Annotated in this window: 13 protein-coding genes and 1 pseudogene; 6 read left to right on the top strand and 8 right to left on the bottom strand. The window is 69.6% G+C overall.

Annotated elements, in window-relative coordinates; translation table 11 throughout:
• Positions 1-425: 425 nt before the first annotated feature.
• The 3 genes from rpsT to mutM form a co-directional block, all read right to left on the bottom strand.
• A complete protein-coding gene (gene rpsT, locus P1J78_RS14465; RefSeq protein WP_275568084.1) occupies positions 426-689 on the bottom strand; it encodes a 30S ribosomal protein S20 in 264 nt (87 codons plus the stop codon).
• Between the two features lie 232 nt (positions 690-921).
• Positions 922-1,698: an enoyl-CoA hydratase gene (locus P1J78_RS14460; RefSeq protein ID WP_275568083.1), complete on the bottom strand. Its 777-nt coding sequence runs from the start codon at positions 1,696-1,698 to the stop codon at positions 922-924.
• A 63-nt stretch (positions 1,699-1,761) separates the two neighbouring features.
• Positions 1,762-2,613 (bottom strand): bifunctional DNA-formamidopyrimidine glycosylase/DNA-(apurinic or apyrimidinic site) lyase, encoded by an 852-nt coding sequence (gene mutM, locus P1J78_RS14455; protein WP_275568082.1) that lies wholly within the window; start codon positions 2,611-2,613, stop codon positions 1,762-1,764.
• A 157-nt stretch (positions 2,614-2,770) separates the two neighbouring features.
• On the opposite strand from mutM, the gene ubiE reads away from it, so the two are divergent.
• Both ubiE and ubiB read left to right on the top strand, forming a co-directional pair.
• On the top strand, positions 2,771-3,514 hold the full coding sequence (gene ubiE / locus P1J78_RS14450) for a bifunctional demethylmenaquinone methyltransferase/2-methoxy-6-polyprenyl-1,4-benzoquinol methylase UbiE (protein ID WP_275568081.1): 744 nt from the start codon (positions 2,771-2,773) through the stop codon (positions 3,512-3,514).
• Entirely contained in the window at positions 3,511-5,040 is a 1,530-nt protein-coding gene (gene ubiB / locus P1J78_RS14445) for a 2-polyprenylphenol 6-hydroxylase (RefSeq protein ID WP_275568080.1), read from the top strand. The genes ubiE and ubiB overlap by 4 nt, the downstream gene beginning before the upstream one ends.
• Before the next feature lie 55 nt (positions 5,041-5,095).
• Here ubiB and P1J78_RS14440 read toward each other — a convergent pair whose 3' ends face one another.
• Together P1J78_RS14440 and P1J78_RS14435 are read right to left on the bottom strand one after the other, a co-directional pair.
• Positions 5,096-5,758, bottom strand: coding sequence for a flagellar hook capping FlgD N-terminal domain-containing protein (locus tag P1J78_RS14440; protein ID WP_275568079.1), 663 nt, complete (start codon positions 5,756-5,758; stop codon positions 5,096-5,098).
• 14 nt (positions 5,759-5,772) lie between these two features.
• Entirely contained in the window at positions 5,773-6,303 is a 531-nt protein-coding gene (locus tag P1J78_RS14435) for a flagellar hook-length control protein FliK (protein ID WP_275568078.1), read from the bottom strand.
• Between the two features lie 2,365 nt (positions 6,304-8,668).
• Between P1J78_RS14435 and P1J78_RS14430 the strand changes: the two genes are divergently transcribed.
• Positions 8,669-8,938: a rod-binding protein gene (locus P1J78_RS14430; protein ID WP_275568113.1), complete on the top strand. Its 270-nt coding sequence runs from the start codon at positions 8,669-8,671 to the stop codon at positions 8,936-8,938.
• Positions 8,925-9,275 carry a flagellar biosynthesis protein FlgN gene (locus P1J78_RS14425; protein WP_275568077.1) on the top strand — a complete coding sequence of 117 codons (351 nt, stop codon included), beginning with the start codon at positions 8,925-8,927 and terminating at the stop codon, positions 9,273-9,275. The genes P1J78_RS14430 and P1J78_RS14425 overlap by 14 nt, the downstream gene beginning before the upstream one ends.
• 321 nt (positions 9,276-9,596) lie before the next feature.
• On the opposite strand, the pseudogene P1J78_RS14420 reads toward P1J78_RS14425, so the two are convergent.
• Both P1J78_RS14420 and P1J78_RS14415 read right to left on the bottom strand, forming a co-directional pair.
• Positions 9,597-9,686, bottom strand: a pseudogene (locus P1J78_RS14420) (chemotaxis protein MotB); the annotation flags it as partial.
• Positions 9,687-9,801: 115 nt separating this feature from the next.
• Complete coding sequence (locus P1J78_RS14415) at positions 9,802-11,415, bottom strand: GMC family oxidoreductase (RefSeq protein ID WP_275568076.1); 1,614 nt, start codon at positions 11,413-11,415, stop codon at positions 9,802-9,804.
• Between the two features lie 261 nt (positions 11,416-11,676).
• Here P1J78_RS14415 and P1J78_RS14410 point away from each other — a divergent pair, with 261 nt between their 5' ends.
• Positions 11,677-12,684 (top strand): LacI family DNA-binding transcriptional regulator, encoded by a 1,008-nt coding sequence (locus tag P1J78_RS14410; RefSeq protein ID WP_275568075.1) that lies wholly within the window; start codon positions 11,677-11,679, stop codon positions 12,682-12,684.
• Between the two features lie 75 nt (positions 12,685-12,759).
• Positions 12,760-13,788 carry an aspartate-semialdehyde dehydrogenase gene (locus P1J78_RS14405; protein ID WP_275568074.1) on the top strand — a complete coding sequence of 343 codons (1,029 nt, stop codon included), beginning with the start codon at positions 12,760-12,762 and terminating at the stop codon, positions 13,786-13,788.
• A 36-nt stretch (positions 13,789-13,824) separates the two neighbouring features.
• Here the strand turns inward: P1J78_RS14405 and P1J78_RS14400 are convergent.
• Positions 13,825-14,402: leucine-rich repeat domain-containing protein (locus P1J78_RS14400; RefSeq protein ID WP_374213290.1), on the bottom strand; the 578-nt coding region annotated here is incomplete at its 5' end.

Raw genomic sequence — 14,402 nt, 5'->3', positions numbered from 1 at the left:
CTTTCACCAGGCGCCAAACCATATTGGACATTTCAGCCGACGGAGACGCGCGGTTCGCGTCCTCCGATCCGACGGGGCCGGTCCCGGGGCATTCGGCAGCGCCCCCTTGGTCCGTCCCGTCCGAAACCCGGCGCGGTGTTCGCCCGACACCTGCTGTGGCAACCGTTACCGTTCTGGTGCGGCTGCCGGGTTCCGTCTCGACTTCATGTCCCCCCAGTGCAACGTGAATCGCCCGGGAAAGCTAGCAAGCTGTCCGCGGCGGGCGCAATGTGTCCCCGGCGTCGACGCAGAGCTTTCTTGGGCGGATTCCGGTAAGCCATTGAAGCACTGGCGTCCGGCGATACCAAAAAACCACAGTCGGATACGACAAAGGCCCGCGGGCGTCGCGGGCCTTTGTTCGATTTGTCGATGAGTCGCGGCTCGGATCAGCCGAGCGCCTTCACGCGGGCGTTCAGGCGCGACAACTTGCGGGCGACCGTGTTCTTGTGGAGCACCCCCTTGGTGACGCCGCGCATCAGCTCGGGCTGGGCGTCGCGCAGCGCAGAGGCGGCGGCGTCCTGGTTGCCGGAGGCGATGGCCTCCTCGACCTTGCGCAGGTAGGTGCGGATACGCGACCGGCGGGCCTTGTTGATGGTGTAACGGCGCTCGTTCTGGCGGGCGCGCTTCTTGGCCTGGGGCGAATTCGCCATGTGTCTTTCCCTTCTCCGGGTTCATTGCAAACGAATAGCGCAAGGAGCCCGGCCGGGTTTGGGACAACCGGCTGTTCCGGCCTGGCGGGCCTCACGCGCATGTAACGAGCGGTGCGTATAGGGCAGAACGGCGCGCTTGTGAAGCCGGAATCGCGGCGCCTGTCCCGGGCGCGGAAAGCCGCATGGGGCAAGGGCCTTCGAAGACCCTTGCGCACGGCGCGTCGCGCGGCGGCTACTTGTCGCGGAACTGCGGCTCGCGCTTGTCGAGGAAGGCGGACATGCCCTCCTTCTGGTCCTCGGTGGCGAAGAGCGAGTGGAACAGCCGCCGTTCGAACAGCAGCCCCTCGGACATCGGCGTCTCGTAGGCGCGGTTCACCGCCTCCTTCACCGCCCGCGTCGTCAGCGCCGATTTCTCGGCGATCTTCTGGGCGGCGGCCATGGTCTCTTCCATCAGCTTCTTGGCCGGGACGACGCGGCTGACGAGACCCGAGCGTTCCGCCTCGGCGGCATCCATGAAGCGGCCGGTCAGGTGCATGTCCATCGACTTGGACTTGCCGATGAACCGGGTCAGACGCTGTGTGCCGCCGATGCCCGCGATCACCCCAAGGTTGATCTCGGGCTGGCCGAACTTGGCGTTGTCGCCCGCGATGATGAAGTCGCACATCATCGCCAGCTCGCAGCCGCCGCCCAGCGCATAGCCCGCGACGGCGGCGATGATCGGCTTGCGGCAGCGCTGGATGGCGGTCGTGTCCTCGGCGAACAGGTCCTCCAGGAACACGTCGACGAAGTCCTTCTCGGACATCTCGCCGATGTCGGCCCCGGCGGCGAAGGCCTTCTCGGAGCCGGTGACGACGATCACCCGCACCTTCTCGTTCGCCTGCGCCTCGCGCAGCGCCGTCGCCAGTTCCCCCAGGAGCTCGGAATTCAGAGCGTTCAGGGCGTCCGGGCGGTTCAGTTTGATGAGAGAGACGTGGTCCTCGATCTCGACGACAATCGTCTTGAAGGCCATGTGCGTGCCCTTGGCTGTTCCCCGTCCGGACGACTCCATAACAGCGAAGCGGGGCGGATCAAGTCATCTTTGGCATTTCGGACAAAAGAAGGTGGACCGCCCGGACTGCACGATTCGGGCGATGGTTCCGGGGCATCCGGGGGTGGGGCAGGGGGCGCCCTCGCGGCCGTAGACGCGGAAGGTGTGCTGGAAATATCCAAGCTCTCCGCTGGTTTGGCGGTAGTCGCGCAGGCTGGAGCCGCCGGCGGCGATGGCGTCGGTCAGCACGTCGCGGATCACCGGGACGAGCGCCCGCAGCCGTTTTTCCGCGATGTTGCCCGCCTTGCGACGCGGCGACACCTGTGCCCGAAAAAGCGCCTCGCAAACGTAAATGTTCCCCAGCCCCGCGACGACTCGCTGATCGAGAAGCGCCGATTTCACCGGCGTCATCCGCCCCTTGAGCCGCGCCGCCAGGTAGTCCTCGTTGAACGCATTGCCCAGCGGCTCCGGCCCGAGACTGCTGAGCAGCCAGTGGGTCTCGATCGCCTCGGTCGGCCAGAGGTCCATCGCGCCGAAGCGGCGGGCGTCGTTGAAGGTGATGCGCGCGCCCGAGGACATCTCCAGCACCACGTGGTCGTGCTTGTCCCGCGCCGCGTGGGAGTGGTGGAAGGCGCCCGGCATCGCGCCCGAGATCAGGATGCGGCCGGACATGCCCAGATGCACGATCAGCGTCTCGCCCGAGGCCAGGTCCGCCAGCAGGTATTTCGACCGCCGGCCCAGCCGCGTCACGCGCTGGCCGGTTAGCCGCTCGGCCATCCGTTCCGGCAGCGGCCAGCGCAGGTCGGGCCGCCGCACCTCGGCCGCGGTGATCGTCGCGCCTTCCATCGCGGGGACGAGGCCGCGGCGGACCGTCTCGACTTCGGGCAGTTCGGGCATTCGGGGCTTCCGGTTGCGGGTGCGACAGGTATTCCAGACCGCGCGCCCTGCCGCCAGACCGGAAATGCCCGCGCATAAGGTACATGCGTCGCCATCTGCGTTTGTCACCGGGCGCCGGACGCTATATCGGGACGGGGGAACAGAGCGGGCGAGCGCCATGACGGAAAAGACCACGCATTTCGGCAACCAGACGATCCCCGAGGAGGAAAAGGCCGGCCGCGTGCATGGCGTCTTCACCTCGGTGGCCTCGCGCTATGACCTGATGAACGACGTAATGTCGGGCGGCGTCCACCGGCTGTGGAAGGATGCGATGATGGACTGGCTGGCCCCGCGGAACGGCCAGCGGCTGCTGGACGTGGCGGGGGGCACCGGGGACATCGCGTTCCGGTTCCTGCAGCGCGCGCCGGAGGCGTCGGCCGTGGTCTGCGACATGACCGAGGGGATGCTGGAGGCCGGCCGGCAGCGCGCCGGGGCGCGGGAGATCGGCGACCGGCTGGACTGGGTCGTCGGCGACGCCATGGCGCTGCCCTTCGAGACGTCCAGCTTCGACGTCTACACGATCAGCTTCGGGATCCGGAACGTGACGCGCCCCGAGGACGCCCTGGCCGAAGCGTTCCGGGTGCTGCGGCCGGGCGGCCGGCTGATGGTGCTGGAGTTCTCGCAATTGCCCAATCCGGGGCTGCAGAGGCTCTATGACCTGTATTCGTTCAACGTGATCCCGCGGATGGGCCAGGCGATCGCGAACGACCGCGACAGCTATCAGTATCTCGTCGAGTCGATCCGCCGGTTCCCGGATCAGGAGACCTTCGCCGGCATGATCCGCGCCGCCGGGTTCGACCAGGTGAAGTACCGCAACCTGAGCATGGGCGTCGCCGCGCTGCATTCCGGCTGGAAGCTTTGAGGGGTCCGCACAACATCTGGCGGCTGGTCCGCACCGGCGCGACGATGGAGCGGACCGGCGCCATGCGGGCGGTGCTGGACGCCTTCAGCGCCCCGCCGGCGCTGCGCGCCGCCGCGCGGGTGCTGGGCTGGCCGTTCAAGTGGCTGGGTTACAAGGGCGACCCGACGATGCCGCCGGTGACGCGGGCGCTGACCGCCCTGGGCCCGGCCTATATCAAGTTCGGCCAGATCCTCTCGACCCGGCCCGACGTCGTGGGCGAGGAGCTGGCGAAGCAGCTTCAGGTCTTGCAGGACAAGCTGGCGCCGTTCCCGGTGGAGGAGGCCAAGCGCACCGTCGCGCAGGAGCTGGAGCGGCCCGTCTCGGAGGTCTTCTCGGAATTCTCGGATCCGGTCGCGGCGGCGTCCATCGCGCAGGTGCATCGCGCGACCCTGCACCGCGATGGGCGCGACGTCGCGGTGAAGGTGTTGCGGCCCGGCATCGAGAAGGCGTTCCGCAAGGACATCGACGCCTTCTACTTCGCCGCCGACATGATCGAGCTACTGTCCCCGGCCTCACGCCGGCTGCGGCCGCGCGACGTGATCGCGCATTTCGAGGGCGTGGTGCTGGGCGAGCTGGACCTCAGGATGGAAACGGCGGCGGCGGCCGAGTTCGCGGCGAACACCTCCACGGATCCCGGCTTTCGCGTGCCGCAGGTGGAATGGTCGATCTCCGGCCGGCGGGCCATGGCGCTGGGCTGGGCGGACGGTATCCCGCTGCACGACCTTCCCGCCATCGACGCGGCGGGGCACGACCGGCGGCGGCTGGCGGAGCGGGTGCTGCAGCTGTTCCTGGCCCACGCGCTGCGCGACGGGTTCTTTCACGGCGACATGCACCAGGGCAACCTGAAGGTGGCCGAGAACGGCGACATCGTCGCGCTGGATTTCGGCATAATGGGGACGATCGACGAATACACGCGCCGGGTCTATGCCGAGATCCTCTACGGGTTCATCCGCAAGGACTATCGCCGCGTGGCCGAGGTGCATTTCGAGGCGGGCTACGTTCCCAAGGACCGCGACATCGACGCCTTCGCCCGCGCCTTGCGGTCGGTGGGCGAGCCGATCTTCGATCTGGATGCCTCGCACGTGTCCATGGGACGGCTGCTGAACCATCTCTTCGAGGTGACCGAACGGTTCGGGATGGAGACGCGGACCGAGCTGATCCTCTTGCAGCGGACGATGGTGGTGGTCGAGGGCGTGGCGCGCTCGCTGGACCCGCATATGAACATCTGGCGCACGGCCCAGCCGGTCGTGGAGGATTACATCAAGGCGCATATCGGCCCGCGCGCGTTTCTCGCCGACCTGACCAAGACGGTGCGGGTCGTGTCCCGCTTCGGCCCGCGCCTGCCGGAGGTGGCGGAGGCGCTGCTGATGGCGGAGAACCAGAAACCGGCCGGCAAGGGCGCCTGGTGGGGCTGGTCCGCCCTCGGGTTCATGGGGCTTGGCGGCGGGCTCGTGGCCGCGGGCATGTGGCTGGCCTCCGTTCTGTGAGGAGGCCCGGACAGGCCGTTTTAAAGGCCACCAGCGACGCGCCGGGCCGCTGCGGCTATTCGCGCAGCCCGGTCACCGAGTCGGCCGGCACCTCGACCCCGCCCGCGGTGACGAGCGCGGGCACCCCGTTCTCGATGCGCGCCTCGGTGATCCGGGTATAGACATCGGCCCTGGTCTCGCTCGACAGGCCGTCGTCTTTCCAGTTCTCGACGGTAAAGCTGTAAAGCCCGTTCGGCAGGGGCAGGCCGCTGGCCGTGCTGCCGTCCCAGGCGATATCGGCCGGCTGCGTCGGGATGGCAGTGCGCTGCACTTCGAGCCCGTTCGCGTCGCGCACCACCAGGAAGGCTTCCTCGGCCGTCGGATCGGGATCTGACGCGACATGGACGGGCGTGCCGTCGAAATGGGCGGCGACGGGCGCGCGCGCCTCCTTGCCGATCCAGCCGGCATAGTCCGACATGCCGGTCAGTCCGATCTGCGCCTGCATCTCCTCGAGAAGCTTGTTGGTATAGGCGGTCTGTTCGACGCCGGCGAAGGTGGCGAGCTGGACGGCGAACTCCTCTGCCTTCACCGGGTTCAGCGGATCCTGGTTCTCCATCTGCACCGTGAGCATCCGCAGGAAGGTCTCGAAATCCGAGGCGATTCCGGGCTTGTCGCTGTCCGCGGCCCGCGCTGCCGCGGGGGGCGTTGCCGCGTTCGGGTTGGTCGTTGCGATGTCCATGCGTGTCGTCCTTTCTAGAGTCTCAGGTCCATCCGGTCGGAGAGGTGCAGGCGCGCCGGCGCTTCCGCGCCGTCTTCGGTTGGCGTCTCGGACTCGGTCGCGGCGGCGTCATTGTGGCCCGGCGCGTCCCGCTCCGGCGTTGCACCGTTCCCGCCCCGGCCGCCCGCGAATTCGAACGTGACGTCTCGATAGCCGAGCTGCCGGAATTCCTGGGCCAGCGTTTCGATGTGGCGCCGCAGCAGGTCGGCGGTCTCGGCGCGTTCGGTCGTCAGGCCGACCGTCATGGCGCCGTCTCCCGTGGTCAGCGTCATGCGCACACGGCCAAGCTCCTCCGGCTCCAGCGTCAGCTCGACGGGGCGGTCGGCCATCTGCCGAGCGGCTTCGACGAGTTGCAGTGCGATCCGGTGCGGCATGGGCTGATCCGGCGGACGCAGGGGCGCGGGGGCGGAGCGCGACTCTGCGGCGGCGGGCGCGGCCTCGGCGGCGACGCGGTCGGAGTCCTGGCCTGTCTGTCCGGCGGGCGCCATGTCGCGGGATTGCCCCATGGGCGCGGGCGAGACCGGGGCCGGGGGCGCCATCGGTACCGCCTGCGCGGCCGCGGCCGGAGGGGCCGGCGTCGTTGTCCGGGCGGTCGGCGCGGGACTTGCGTTCTCGCGCGAGTCGGGCCTGCGATCATGGCGGGCGGCCCGATCGGCGGGCAAAGGCGCGTCCGGTGGCGTCCGGGCAACCGGCGGCCCTTCGGCGACGCTCGGCCCCTTCGGCGCGACGGGCGCCGTTGCGGGGGCCGGCGACCGGGCCGGTTCGCTGGCCTGGGCCTGGGATACAGACCGGCGGCCCTCCCCCTGCGCGGTGGCGAGGTTCCTAGCGGTTAGGGGGTCTCCGGCCCGGGTGACGGGCGCGCCGCCGGGTCGCGTGGTCTTCTGGGCCGGAGCGGACAAGTCGGGGCTCTGACCTGGGCCAGAGGTGCCCGGCGGCGGCCAACCGGAGCCGGACGGAGCGCGGTGCCTTGACGGCGAAACCGCTCCGTCCTTCTGGCGGGTGGTCGCGGTTAACTCGGTGCCGTTGAGCGGCACGCCCTGGTGCGCACCCCCTGGGGACGCTGAGCGACCCGGCCCCTCCTGCGGCGCGCCGACGCGATGCGGGGATCGGTTCTGCGATGCCGCGACCGTCGGATCGGTCGGTGGCGGTATCGCGGACTTCGGATCCGGGACGTCTGCCGGTGTCGCGGGACCGGACGGCGTCGCAGTGGCGGGCGGCACGCGCGGTTGCGCGGCCGCCGAGACCGTGCGGGCATCGGCATCACGGACCGGTGCGTCGGCCGGTTTCGGGTCGTGCCGCACGGGAGTGTTGGGGTCGGGGATAAACGTGGCGCCCGCCGTTTTCGCGCGTGCGGTATGCGTGGCCTGGCCCGCATTGGCCGATTGCGGGGACGATAGGGTCGGCCGGAGCGGTGCGGCGGTCCCTCGATCCGGCGCGGCGTCCCGGGCCGGGCCGGAGTCCGACGGCAGTCCCGCCGGGGGCGTCGACGGGAGGGAAGAGTCTGCCGGTGTGCCTCCGGCCCCAACCGAAGCGGGGGCGGATGGCGGTCGCGGTGTCGTGGCGGATGGGGGACCGCTCAGACCGGACTGCGGTGTGGAGGACGGATTCCCCGGTTGCTGCGGTGCGTCCCGGACGCCCTCGGCCGTGGTGGCGGGCAGCGTGCCGGTTCTCGCATAGGGCTGTCGGTCCAGAGACGTCGCGGAGTCGAGCTGAGGCAATCGGGCTCGCCTTGGTGCGACCGCATCCTCCGCAGATCCGCGCGGGCCATGCGTATCCCGCGAGACAGCCGTGGCGGCCGGGTCGCCCGGGTCCGTCAGCGTCCCCGGGACGGTCGCCCTTGGGACGCCGTCGCGCACCGGCCCGGCCTCACCGCGTGCGGTCGAGCCGTCGGTCGGGCGCGTCGGGTGGCCCGCGGATCCGGGCCGAGTAGCGGAGAGCTCCGCCAAACCCGTTGCCTGATCCCCGTCGGCGGAACGCGCGAGGTCGGTGCCCGGACCGCTTGCCGGCGCCGAAGGCGTGGTCCCGGGCAATGCCACGGGCGCATTCCTCTGATCCGGTGGTTGTGCGGTAATTGGTGTTGCCGCGCCGGCGGCACGCGGCGGCGGCGCCTCCAGCGGGCCTGAGGGAGCCCGAGCCGGACTCCACTGGTCGAGGGGCACGGTCCCCGGCGCATGGCTGTTCGCCGCGGCGGGGGTCTCCGGTTTCGTTGTCGCGGCGTCGCGAAGCGCGTACGCGCTCCCCGTCTGCGCCGCATCGTCCCGTGTCGAAAGGGGCATGGACGGCGGGATGCCGCCCGTTGGCGCATCGGCGAGCACCGGTCCGGCGCCCGCACCGGGCGTCGCCGTGTGCTGGTCGACCGCCGGCTGCGTGGTGTCCGGTAGATCGCCTGGCCCTGCCGGGCCGCTGTCTTCTCCGACCTGCTCCATAAACGTGGCATGGCCCGAAGCGCCGCCGTTCGATTCGGGAGGCACCTCGATCCCGAAGGCGACGCGGCGCGGTGCGTTCCGGACTCCCGCGACGTCCGGATGCCCCGGCCGCATGCCGGACGCGCCGATGGCACCGGCGCTCGCCTCAGCGCGATCGCCCTTCGCCGTGCTGGGCCCGCTGTCCACGAACCGCGCGAACGGCGTCTCGGCACCGGTCGGCGTGGCGTCCGTGTCCGGCCGCTTGGATCGCCGGCCCGTGACCTGGCCCTCGAAAATCTGGTTTGCCTGCATACTGTCTTTCCGGGTCTTCTTCCGCGGTGTCGCCCGGTTATGACCGACAATGGTTACCGGTTCTTTACCTATCGAGGTGCATGAGGGGGCGAGACTTCTTCGAATTGAAGGTAACGCGATGACACCTCTCGACGGTTTGCGCGCCCCCGGCGCGATGCCCGCGCCGACCGGCCCGGACGCCACGGGCCAGGATGCCGATCTGCACCGCGCGGCGCGGGCGCTGGAGGCGACGTTCCTGACGGAAATGCTGAAATCCGCGGGCTTTGGCGAGACGCGGGACTCCTTCGGCGGTGGCGTGGGAGAGGATCAGTTCTCGTCGTTCCTGGTCCGCGCCCAGGCCGAGGAGATGGCAAGGGCCGGCGGAATCGGCCTCGCCGAATCGCTGTTCGAGGCATTGAAGGAGCGGCAGGATGGCGTTGTTTGAGTTTCGCGACGCCGCCGGCGCCCTGCACGATCTTCTGGATCGCGAGCGCGAGGCGATCCTGGCCGGTCGGTTCGATGTGCTGGAACGGCTGGCGCCGGAAAAGGAACGTCTGGGCACGCGGCTGGCGCGCGGAGCGTCCGGCGGCGGCGAGTTGGAGTGCCTGCGGCGGAAGGCCGAGCGCAATGGCCGACTGCTGGCGGCCGCGCAGTCCGGGCTGACCGACGCGCAGGCACGGCTCGAGGCCCTGCGCCGCCCCGACACGCTTCACACCTACGATGCCAGCGGATGCAAGAAGGTGCTGGACGGCGCCGCGCGTCCGACGAACCGGCGCCGCTGAGCGTCGCGGCCGGGCAGCCGATCCGGGTCGCCGCTCCGAGTGTATCGCATTGAATGTACGAACTCGGACCGACGCGATGCGCCTTGAGCGCGACACGTCTTAACGTTGAGTTTTACCGAAAACGCCCGAAGCTGGCGCGTCATTTTCACATTCTCTTACCGATTTGGCGTCAGGACTGCCCCTGCACCCGACGGGGTGGCGCACGGGGCGAACGATCCCGCGCAACAGTCAGAACGACATCGCAATCGTCCTGTCGAACGGGGCGCAACTGAACCTGCGGTGCAAAACGGCACCGCACGAGCGAAGGAAATGTACCCAAATCGCAACCTTCCACGCCCCACCGTGGTGCCCGTCGCCGGCCACGACCTTCTTCCGCTTGATGATGACTGGCGCGTTGCTCTTCGCGCTCATCCCACCACCTCGGAACTTTACCCCCACATGGCTGATAGAAGGGGCCGGTGAACGTGGCCTTAACCTGTCCAATTGTCGCGATTAAGATGGCGAATATCCGGGTTTTCCCGGTATTTTAGGTGTCTTGCGCCGACCCGGTGCGCCGGCCCTCCCGGATCATGTCGGCCGCCTTCTCGGCGATCATGATGACCGGGGAATTGGTGTTGCCGCTGGTGATCCGCGGCATCACGCTGGCATCCACGACGCGCAGCCCCTCCACCCCGCGCAGCCGCAGCGCGCCGTCCAGCGGCGCGGCGTCGTCGGGGCCCATGCGGACGGTGCCGACGGGATGGAAGATCGTGGTCCCGATGTCTCCGGCGGCGCGCGCCAGCTCCGCGTCGCTTTCATAGGCGGGGCCGGGCCTGAACTCCGCCGGCGCGTACCTGGCGAAGGCCGGCTGCTCCACGATCCGGCGCGTCAGGCGGATCGAGTCGGCGGCCACCCGACGGTCGCTCTCTTCCGACAGATAGTTCGGCCGGATCTCCGGCGGCGCCAAGGGGTCGGGCGAGGCGATGCGCACGTGCCCGCGGCTGTCGGGGCGCAGGTTGCAGACGCTCGCGGTGATCGCGTCGAAGGCGTGCAGCGGCTCGCCGAAGGCGTCGAGCGACAGCGGCTGCACGTGGTATTCCAGGTCTGGCGTCGCCACGTCCGGCCGCGACTTCGCGAAAGCGCCCAGCTGCGACGGCGCCATCGACATCGGGCCGGAACGGGTCAGCGCGTATTCCGCCGCGATCCGCGCCTTGCCCAGGAGGCTGGCCGACAGGGTGTTCAGCGTCGTCGCGTTCTGCACCTTGTAGGCACAGCGCAGCTGCAGGTGATCCTGCAGGTTCTCCCCGATCTCCGGCACGTCGCGCACCACCTCGATCCCGTGCGCGCGCAGCACCTCGCCCGGCCCGACGCCCGACAGCTGCAACAGCTGCGGCGAGCCGATGGCGCCGGCGGCCAGGATCACCTCGCGCCGGGCCGTCACCCGCTCCACCCGGTCGCCCCGGCGATACTCCACGCCGACGGCGCGGCGGCCCTCGAACAGGATGCGCGTCGCCTGCGCGTCGGTCTCCACCCGCAGGAAGGCCCTCCCGCGCGCCGGCCGCAGGAAGGCCTTGGCCGTATTCCAGCGCCAGCCGCGCCGCTGGTTCACCTTGAAATAGCCGACGCCCTCGTTGTCGCCGGTGTTGAAGTCGTCGGTCCGCGGAATGCCGGCCTGTTCCGCGGCGGCCATGAAGTCGTCGAGGATCTGCCAGCTCAGCCGCTGTTCCTCGACCCGCCATTCGCCGCCGGCGCCGTGCAGCTCGCTCTCGCCGGCGAAATAGTCCTCCGACTTGCGGAAATAGGGCAGCACGTCGTCCCAGCCCCAGCCGGTCAGCCCCATCTGGCGCCAGCCGTCGTAATCCGCCGCCTGACCGCGCATGTAGATCATGCCGTTGATCGAGGAACAGCCACCCAGGATCCGCCCCCGCGGATACAGCAGAGACCGCCCGTTCAGCCCCGTCTCCTCGGCCGTGCGAAAGCCCCAGTCGGTCCGCGGGTTGCCGATGCAGTAGAGATAGCCCACCGGGATATGCACCCAGCGATAAGTGTCCTTGCCGCCGGCCTCCAGCAGCACGACGCTTGCATCCTCGCTCAGCCGGTTGGCGAGCACGCAGCCGGCCGAGCCGGCGCCGACGATGACGTATTCCGCGACCTTCGACATGCGGTTCACCCTGCCTGACGCGGGGCAGGAGACGACATTCGCGGCCAAAGCACAACGGGTCCGGCGCCGGGGCGCTGCCCGATCCCTGCGCGAACGGCCTGCGTGGCGGGCAGCTCCGGCCCCGTTGCGTCGGGCCGGAGGCGGAGCCGTGCGCTGGGCCTTTAGTTCGCGCGTCAGGCGGTCTATGGCTGGCGCCGGGGACAGGAACGGTTTGGCCGGAGCACGCGGTGGCGCGGCCCGGCGGGTGCAAGGAGGGGGCGGATGGGCAAACGCGCGACGATCCGCGACGTGGCCGAGCGGGCCGGGGTTTCCAAGTCCACGGTCTCTCTGGTGCTGCACGATTCGCCGCTGGTGCGGGCCGAGACCAAGGCCGCCGTCGCCGACGCGATCCGCGAGCTGAACTATGTCCGCAACCGCGCCGCCGCCGCGCTGCGCAGTGCCAATAGCGGGCGCATCGGCATCGTCGTCAACGACCTCGCCACCCCCTTCGTGACGGATTTCGTGGTCGCCGCGCAGGCGGCGCTGATGCGGCGCGGACTCGCGCCGATCGTCGGCTCCGCCGGCGAGGACGCCGAGACCGAGGACCGCGCCGTGCGGCTGGCGCTGGAACACGACATCGCGGGGCTGCTGATCGCGCCCTGCCACGGCGCGGGCCTGCCGGTCTTCGACACGATCCTCGCCGCCGGCATCCCGGCGATGCAGGTGCTGCGGCAGAGCGACGACCGGCTCGACAGGCTGCCGTTCCATTCCATGGACTATGCCATCGGCAGTCATCTCGCGGCGCAGCACCTGCTGGACCAGGGGCTGCGCCGCATCGCCTTCGTCGGCGGTCACTCCGGCCACCAGATCGCGTGGGAGCGCGCGTCGGGCTACCGCGACATCATGCAGGTGCACGGCCAGCGCCCCCTGGTGATCGAAGGCGACGCCAGCCGCGACTTCGGGCGGGCGGCCATGGCCCGGATTGCCCGCGAGCATCCGGAGGCCGAGGCGGCGATCTGCATCGACGACCGCGTCGCGCTGGGCATGCTGGGCGCGGCCGGGGCGGCGCGGCGCACCGTGGGGCGGGATTTCTGGATCGTCGGCTTCGACGACATCCCCGAATGCGCCACCGCCGATCCGCCGCTGAGCTCGGTGCATTGCGACGTGGCGCGGCTGGCCGAGCGCAGCGTCGCCGCGCTGCTGGGCTGGATCGACACCGGCAACCGGCCCGACGAGTTCACCCGCGAACCGGTGCAGCTGAAGGTCCGCGCCTCCAGCACGGTTGCCTAGCAAACTCGACAAACCGCTTTAAACGCTACCTCGTGTGCGGTAAGAACCCGCGTCCCTAGACTCGAGGAGTACGAAATGGGCTACAAGGTCGCCGTCGTCGGTGCCACGGGCAATGTGGGCCGCGAAATGCTGAACATCCTGGCCGAGCGCCACTTCCCCATCGACGAGATCGCCGCGCTGGCGAGCCGCCGGTCGCTGGGCACAGAGGTTTCGTTCGGCGACAAGACCCTCAAGACCCAGGATCTCGCCACCTTCGACTTCACCGGCTGGGACATCGCGCTGTTCGCCATCGGCTCGGACGCGACGAAGGAATACGCGCCCAAGGCCGCCAAGGCCGGCTGCGTCGTGATCGACAACTCGTCGCTCTACCGCTACGACCCGGACGTCCCGCTGATCGTGCCGGAATGCAACGCCGACGCGATCGTGGGCTACAAGAAGAAAAACATCATCGCGAACCCCAACTGCTCGACCGCGCAGATGGTGGTGGCGCTGAAGCCGCTGCACGACCGCGCCAAGATCAAGCGTGTGGTGGTCTCGACCTATCAGTCGGTCTCCGGCTCGGGCAAGGACGCCATCGACGAGCTCTGGGATCAGACCAAGGGGCTTTACGTGCCGGGGCAGGAGGTCGCGCCGTCGGTCTATCCCAAGCAGATCGCCTTCAACGTGATCCCGCATATCGACGTGTTCATGGAGGACGGCTCGACCAAGGAAGAGTGGAAGATGGTCGCCGAGACCAAGAAGATCATCGACCCCTCGATCAAGGTCACGGCCACCTGCGTGCGCGTCCCGGTCTTCGTCGGCCACTCCGAGGCGGTGAACATCGAGTTCGAGGAGCACCTCGACGAGGAAGAGGCGCGCGAGATCCTGCGCACCGCGCCGGGCTGCCTGGTCGTCGACAAGCGCGAGGACGGCGGCTACGTCACGCCGGTCGAATGCGTGGGCGACTTCGCCACCTTCATCAGCCGCATCCGCCAGGACCCGACCATCGACAACGGCCTGAACATCTGGGTCGTGTCCGACAACCTGCGCAAGGGCGCGGCGCTGAACGCCGTGCAGATCGCCGAGGTTCTGGGCAACAAGGTGCTGCAGAAGGCCGAGGCCTGAGGCATTGCCGGGCGGGCGCCGCGCGCGCCCGGCCGCTCATCCGCCGAGATGTGCGAACAGCGCGCGCGCCCGCGCCGCGTCGTCCCGGATCTCGGCAATCTCCGCGATCCGCGGATCGGCCGCGGCGGCCGCACAGCCGGCGAATTGCAGCCCCATCTTCCCGGGTGCCTCTGCCAGCAGCGGCATCCCCGCCACCGGCCGCAGATCGGCGACAGCCGTTTGATTCAGGTCCAGCGACCGCAGGCCCGTCAGCCCGGCCAGCGGCGCGATATCCGCGATGTCGGTGTAGTAGAGACTGAGATGCTCCAGCCCGGCGAGACCGGCCAGCGGTGCCACATCCGTCACCGCCGTCAGCGAAACGTTCAGATTCCGCAAACGCCCCAGCCCGGCCAGCGGCGCCAGGTCGCGCACAGCCGTCTGACGCACGTCGAGCATCTCCAGCCGGTCGAGCCCGGCCAGCGGTGACAGGTCGCTGACCTGCGTGTTCCACAGAAACAGCCGCTCCAGCCCGTGCAGCGCCGACAGGGGCGCCAGATCGGCCACCGGCGTCTCGTCCAGGTCCAGGTGCCGCACCGCCCGCAGCCCCGTCAGCGGTGACAGGTCCACGACCTCCG

The sequence above is a fragment of the Psychromarinibacter sediminicola genome, assembly GCF_029168335.1.
In the GTDB taxonomy this organism is placed as follows: Bacteria; Pseudomonadota; Alphaproteobacteria; order Rhodobacterales; family Rhodobacteraceae; genus Psychromarinibacter; species Psychromarinibacter sediminicola.
Note: the sequence above shows the minus strand (reverse complement) of the source record. Positions and strands in the feature narration are given on the sequence as shown.

What these genes read in the sequence shown, in the direction of transcription:
- P1J78_RS14405 (WP_275568074.1), top strand. Translation starts at nt 12,760, where the DNA reads ATGGGCTACAAGGTCGCCGTCGTCGGTGCCACGGGCAATGTGGGCCGC.
- P1J78_RS14435 (WP_275568078.1), bottom strand. Translation starts at nt 6,303, where the DNA reads ATGGGGCAATCCCGCGACATGGCGCCCGCCGGACAGACAGGCCAGGAC.
- rpsT (WP_275568084.1), bottom strand. Translation starts at nt 689, where the DNA reads ATGGCGAATTCGCCCCAGGCCAAGAAGCGCGCCCGCCAGAACGAGCGC.
- P1J78_RS14425 (WP_275568077.1), top strand. Translation starts at nt 8,925, where the DNA reads ATGGCGTTGTTTGAGTTTCGCGACGCCGCCGGCGCCCTGCACGATCTT.
- P1J78_RS14410 (WP_275568075.1), top strand. Translation starts at nt 11,677, where the DNA reads ATGGGCAAACGCGCGACGATCCGCGACGTGGCCGAGCGGGCCGGGGTT.
- ubiE (WP_275568081.1), top strand. Translation starts at nt 2,771, where the DNA reads ATGACGGAAAAGACCACGCATTTCGGCAACCAGACGATCCCCGAGGAG.
- P1J78_RS14430 (WP_275568113.1), top strand. Translation starts at nt 8,669, where the DNA reads ATGCCCGCGCCGACCGGCCCGGACGCCACGGGCCAGGATGCCGATCTG.
- P1J78_RS14460 (WP_275568083.1), bottom strand. Translation starts at nt 1,698, where the DNA reads ATGGCCTTCAAGACGATTGTCGTCGAGATCGAGGACCACGTCTCTCTC.
- P1J78_RS14440 (WP_275568079.1), bottom strand. Translation starts at nt 5,758, where the DNA reads ATGGACATCGCAACGACCAACCCGAACGCGGCAACGCCCCCCGCGGCA.
- P1J78_RS14415 (WP_275568076.1), bottom strand. Translation starts at nt 11,415, where the DNA reads ATGTCGAAGGTCGCGGAATACGTCATCGTCGGCGCCGGCTCGGCCGGC.
- mutM (WP_275568082.1), bottom strand. Translation starts at nt 2,613, where the DNA reads ATGCCCGAACTGCCCGAAGTCGAGACGGTCCGCCGCGGCCTCGTCCCC.